Source organism: Xanthomonas sp. SHU 308, from assembly GCF_000364645.1.
Taxonomy (GTDB): Bacteria; Pseudomonadota; Gammaproteobacteria; order Xanthomonadales; family Xanthomonadaceae; genus Xanthomonas_A; species Xanthomonas_A sontii.
Window position 1 is genome coordinate 1 of record NZ_AQOK01000887.1, and the last position, 4,892, is coordinate 4,892.

The 4,892-nt window shown below is 70.2% G+C and carries 5 protein-coding genes; 2 read left to right on the forward strand and 3 right to left on the reverse strand.

Annotated features, from left to right (window positions below; translation table 11 throughout):
• Positions 1-179 precede the first annotated feature (179 nt).
• The 3 genes from D588_RS0122845 to D588_RS0122855 are packed head-to-tail and all read right to left on the reverse strand — an operon-like array spanning position 180 to position 2,417.
• Positions 180-482, reverse strand: a complete 303-nt coding sequence (locus D588_RS0122845; protein WP_017917639.1) for an antibiotic biosynthesis monooxygenase — start codon at positions 480-482, stop codon at positions 180-182.
• A 59-nt stretch (positions 483-541) separates the two neighbouring features.
• Positions 542-1,225, reverse strand: coding sequence for a YafY family protein (locus tag D588_RS0122850; RefSeq protein ID WP_017917640.1), 684 nt, complete (start codon positions 1,223-1,225; stop codon positions 542-544).
• Positions 1,226-1,235: 10 nt separating this feature from the next.
• Complete coding sequence (locus tag D588_RS0122855; protein ID WP_010343035.1) at positions 1,236-2,417, reverse strand: class I SAM-dependent rRNA methyltransferase; 1,182 nt, start codon at positions 2,415-2,417, stop codon at positions 1,236-1,238.
• A 258-nt stretch (positions 2,418-2,675) separates the two neighbouring features.
• On the opposite strand from D588_RS0122855, the gene D588_RS0122860 reads away from it, so the two are divergent.
• Positions 2,676-3,629: a TerC family protein gene (locus tag D588_RS0122860; RefSeq protein WP_017913055.1), complete on the forward strand. Its 954-nt coding sequence runs from the start codon at positions 2,676-2,678 to the stop codon at positions 3,627-3,629.
• 102 nt (positions 3,630-3,731) lie between these two features.
• Positions 3,732-4,517 carry a rhomboid family intramembrane serine protease gene (locus tag D588_RS0122865; protein WP_017917642.1) on the forward strand — a complete coding sequence of 262 codons (786 nt, stop codon included), beginning with the start codon at positions 3,732-3,734 and terminating at the stop codon, positions 4,515-4,517.
• Positions 4,518-4,892: the final 375 nt, after the last annotated feature.

A 4,892-nucleotide genomic window follows, 5' to 3' on the forward strand; every position in this document is an offset into this window, starting at 1 on the left:
CGCCTCCGCCGCGGACAGGCTTTCCTTGAACGCGTCCGGGGCGATGACGATCTTCATGCAGCGAGTGCGGCGACCGACCACACCCTCGCACCGGGCGAGGCGGGCTGCTTCATGCGTGCGTTCGAGAGAACCATCGGCCGATCTTAGTCGCGGCCGGCGCGATGGCGCACTCCGCACGCTCAGGCGGGCGCCAGGTGCCGCATCACCTGCAGTTCGGCGATGGCCGCGGCATAGGGCGCGAAGCGGGCATCGCCGCTGGCGAAGGCCTCGGCAGCCGCCTGCGCGCTGGCCAGGTCGCGCCAATATGCGATGTCGACGAACTGGTCGTCGCCATCCAGCGGCGCATACGCACGGTAATCGAGCAGGCCGGGAAAATCGGCGAGCACCGCGCGCAGCTGCTGGCGCAGCGCCGGCATGCGCTCGCGCGCAGCGGGCTTGACGGTGAACACGGCCAGTTCGAGGACGCAGTTGGGGTGGGACATGCGGGCATTCCGGAGTGAAGGAGCCGGCAGTCTGCGGCGGCCCTGCTGACACCGGGGTGTCAGTGCCCGCGCTGCGCCCAGGCTGCGCGTTGGTGCTGGAGATACGCGTCCAGCGCCACGTGTGCCGGGACGGGAAGCGGCGCCGCGCAGGCCTGCACCGCCTCGATCCGATCCAGGCGGAAATCGCGATACGCGGCGCGCAACCCGCACCAGCCGCCCAGCGTCCAGTGCTGTCCCCAGTGGAACAGCCCCAGCGGCAGCACCGCGCGCGCGCTGGTTTCGCCCTGCAGGCTGCGATAGCGCAGGCGCACGCTCCGGCGCTGCGCGGTGGCGGCGTGCAGCGCCTGCCAGCACGGCAAGGCCACCGGCTCGGCGCGCAACGCACGCGCCACCCGCGGCGTGGGCGCCGGCGCGGGCATGGCGGCCTGCAGCTTGTGCAACAAGGCGCGCGCGGCCGGCTGCAGATGACCGCCGCCGCTGCAGGCGAGCATCTCCACCGCCAGGTGCAAGGCCTCGACCTCCTCGCGCGACAGCGCCAGCGGCGGCAACGCGAACTGCGGATCCAGGCGATAGCCGACGCCCGCCTCGCCGTAGACCGGAATGCCGCCGAGCGAGAGATCGTCGAGGTAGCGGTAGATGCTGCGCACCGACAGGCCCAGCTCGGCGGCGAGCACGGCGGCCGTCACCGGCTGGCGCACCCGGATCAGGTTGACCAGCTGGAACAGACGCTCGGCCTTGCGCATGCGCGGTGCGCTAGTCCAGCACGCGGCAGAACACCGCCTTGAGGTAGCGCGATTCCTGCACGTGGGCCATGAACGGGTGGTCGGCGCCGGCGCCGGCCACCTTCAGGATCTGGATGGTGCGGCCGGAGAAATAGGCGGCGCGGCGCAGCATGTCCAGGAACTCGTGCTCGGCGACCAGGCCGGTGCAGGAGAAGGTGGCGAACAGGCCGCCCGGAGCGACCACGCCCAGCGCCAGCTTGTTCATGTCCAGATACTTCTTCAGCGCCGGGATCACCTGGTCGCGGTCGCGGGTCATCTTGGCCGGGTCCAGGATCACCACGTCGTACTGGTCGCCGCGGGCGGCGGCATCGCGCAGGTACGGGAAGATGTCGGCCTGCACGAACTTGGGCCGCACGTCGTTGAGGCGGGCGTTGCCCTTGGCGATCTCGATCACGTCCTCGTCGATGTCCACGCCGACCACCTCGGTGGCGCCGCGGACCTTGGCGTAGACCGCGAAGCCGCCGGTGTTGCAGCACAGGTCGAGCACGCGCTTGCCCTCCACCTGCTGGCTCAGCCACTGCCGGTTCTCGCGCTGATCGGCGAAGAAGCCGGTCTTGTGCGCGCCGGCCGGGTCGGCGCGGAAGCGCACGCCGTATTCGCTGATGATCGCCGGCTCCGGGCGCTCGCCGCTGCTGGACACCGGCCGGTAGTCGAAGCTCTCCTGCTTCTGCACGTGCTCCTCGGCGAAGCTGTAGAAGCGCGCGCCAGGGAACTGCGCGCGCAGCGCGGCGTAGATCCACTCGCGGTGGCGGAACATGCCGGCGCTGAAGAACTCCACCACCAGCAGGTCGCCGTAGCGGTCCACCACCAGGCCGGACAGGCCGTCGCCCTCGGCATGCACCACGCGCCAGGCGTCGCTGACCGCGTCCAGCTTGAGCACGTCACGGCGCAGCGACACCGCCTCGGCGATCTTGCGCGCGAACCACGCTTCGTCGACGGCGATGTCGGGATGGGTCTCCAGGATGCGCACGGCGATGCGCGAGTGGCCGTTGTAGAAGCCGCGGCCGATCCAGTCGCCGTCCACCCCGACCACGTCCACCAGCGCGCCCGGTTTGGGCTTGGCGGCGGGTTTTTCGACCAGTTTCTGGAAGATCCAAGGATGGCTGGAGCGCCAGGCGTTCTTGAGACGGACTACGGGCAGAGGACTATTCATGAACGCCATTGTAGCCGCCCCGATTGACGGCACCGCCGGCAGCCGCAAGAATGCGCGAAGAAGGGGAGTAGCTCCCGACGTTGTCGCCGTCAATTCGAGCCCGCGGGCTCCGGTGCAACGGCAACCGGCCTGCCGGTTGCGAGCGAGACCTTCGCCGCAGTGGCGAAGGCACCCTCTGGACGACATCCGTCGTCTCCGTCCGGAACGCCTCCGCCACCGCGGCCCCGAGGTTCCCTGTTCACTGACGGAAAATTCCCAATGGAAACGATAGGCAACGTGTGGTTGTGGAGCGGTTTCGCGATCGTGGTGGTCGTGGCGCTGCTGGCGGACCTGGTGCTGATGCGCCACGGCGGTCCGCACAAGGTCACCTTCAAGGAAGCGCTGTGGTGGAGCATCGGCTGGATCGCGCTGGCGCTGGCGTTCAACGCCGGCCTGTGGTGGTACCTGCGCGAGACCATCGACGTGGCCACCGGCAACCGCCTCGGCCTTGAGTTCCTGACCGGCTACCTGGTCGAGAAGTCGCTGGCGGTCGACAACATCTTCGTGTTCCTGATGATCATGAGCTACTTCGCGGTGCCGGAGGAGCAGCGCCAGCGCGTGCTGGTGATCGGCGTGCTCGGCGCGATCGTGCTGCGCGCGGTGATGATCTTCGCCGGCTCGGTGCTGCTGACCAAGTTCCACTGGCTGCTGTACGTGTTCGGCGCGTTCCTGCTGCTGACCGGCATCAAGATGTGGTTCTCGGCGGGCAAGGAGCCGGACCTGGAGGCCAACCCGGTGCTGCGCTTCATGCGCAAGCATCTGCGCCTGACCCCGCAGTACCACGGCAACGCGCTGAGCGTGACCCAGGAAGGCAAGCGCTGGTTCACTCCGCTGTTCGCGGTGCTGATGCTGATCGCGATCACCGACGTGATCTTCGCGGTGGACAGCATCCCGGCGATCTTCGCGATCACCACCGACCCGTTCATCGTGCTGACCTCCAACGTGTTCGCGGTGCTGGGCCTGCGCGCGATGTTCTTCCTGCTGGCAGGCATGGCCGACCGCTTCCACCTGCTGCCCTACGGCCTGGCGATCGTGCTGGTGTTCATCGGCACCAAGATGCTGATCATCGACCTGTACAAGATCCCGGTGCTGGTGTCGCTGCTGGCGGTGGCGGTGGTGATCGGCGCCACCGTGGTGCTGAGCCTGCTGCGCCCGGCCAAGCCGGCGCACTGACCCGGCGCGGGCGCCGCGGCCGCGGATTGTCCCGCGGCCGCGGCCAGTCCCTCCCATCGGCGACGCCTTGCCTTGGACGCCCGGCGCCGCCATCCAGGGAGCATGGACACCTCTTCGCTCCCCTCGCCCACGCCCGAACCCGATGCGCAGGGCCGCTTCGACCGCGCGCGGATCCTGCGCGCGTTCAATGTCAGCCTGGCCTTCGTGGCGGTGCTGGTGGCGGTATTCGCCAGCCAGGGCCTGTTCGACTGGCGGCCCTGGGCGGTCGCGCCGCACACGGCCGCCGGCCTGCTCGGCGTGCTGACCGCACCGCTGCTGCACGGCTCGCTGGAGCATCTGGGAGCCAATGCCGGCGCCCTGCTGATCCTGGGCACCCTGGCCGGCAGCGTGTATCCGCGCGCCACCCTGGCCGGGCTGCCCTTGCTGTGGCTGGGCTCGGGCCTGGGCGCCTGGTGGCTCGGCGATCCCGGCAGCCATCACCTGGGCGCCAGCGGCGTCGCCCACGGCCTGCTGTTCCTGGTGTTCGTGCTGGCCTTGCTGCGCCGCGACCGCGCCGCGATCGCCGCCAGCATGATCGCCTTCCTGTTCTACGGCGGCATGCTGGTGACGGTGCTGCCGCACGAGGATGGGGTGTCCTGGCAATCGCACCTGGGTGGTGCCGTGGGCGGCGTGGTCGCCGCGCTGCTGCTGCGCCATCGCGATCCGCTGCCGCCGCGCAAGCGCTACAGCTGGGAGGACGAGGAGGACACCGACGAGATCCTCGCCGCCGACGACGAACTGGAACCGCCGCCGCCGACCCAGGTGCCGGTGCTGTGGCAGCCACCGCCGGCGCCGCCGCGCGGGGTCGTGCTGCGCTTCCCGCCGCGCGAGGAGCGTGACGGGGGCTGAGGCGGGAACGGTGCTTCCAGAAATACGCAAACCTGCTTCCGGAGGAGGGAGTTCAGCCGCGACGGGCCTTCCCGGTCACGCCCGTCGCGGCTGAAGCCGCTCCTCTCCGCAGTCGCGCGCCGCGGCATGCCGCCTCGGGCGACCTGTCCCTGCATCGCGCCGTACACTGACCGATCCGCCGTCGCTGCCCGAGTCCGCATGCCCGTGTCGCCCGCCTGTCGTGTCCGTTCCGTCGCCGTGGTGCTGGCGCTCGCCCTGGCCGCCTGCAGCGGTCCCGCGCTGCGTGCACCGGCGCCTGCGCCTGCGCCGGCCAAGGCGGTGGGCTATCTGCCGGCCGCGGCGGTGCCGGACAGCCTGCAGCTGCTGCCGGCGCCG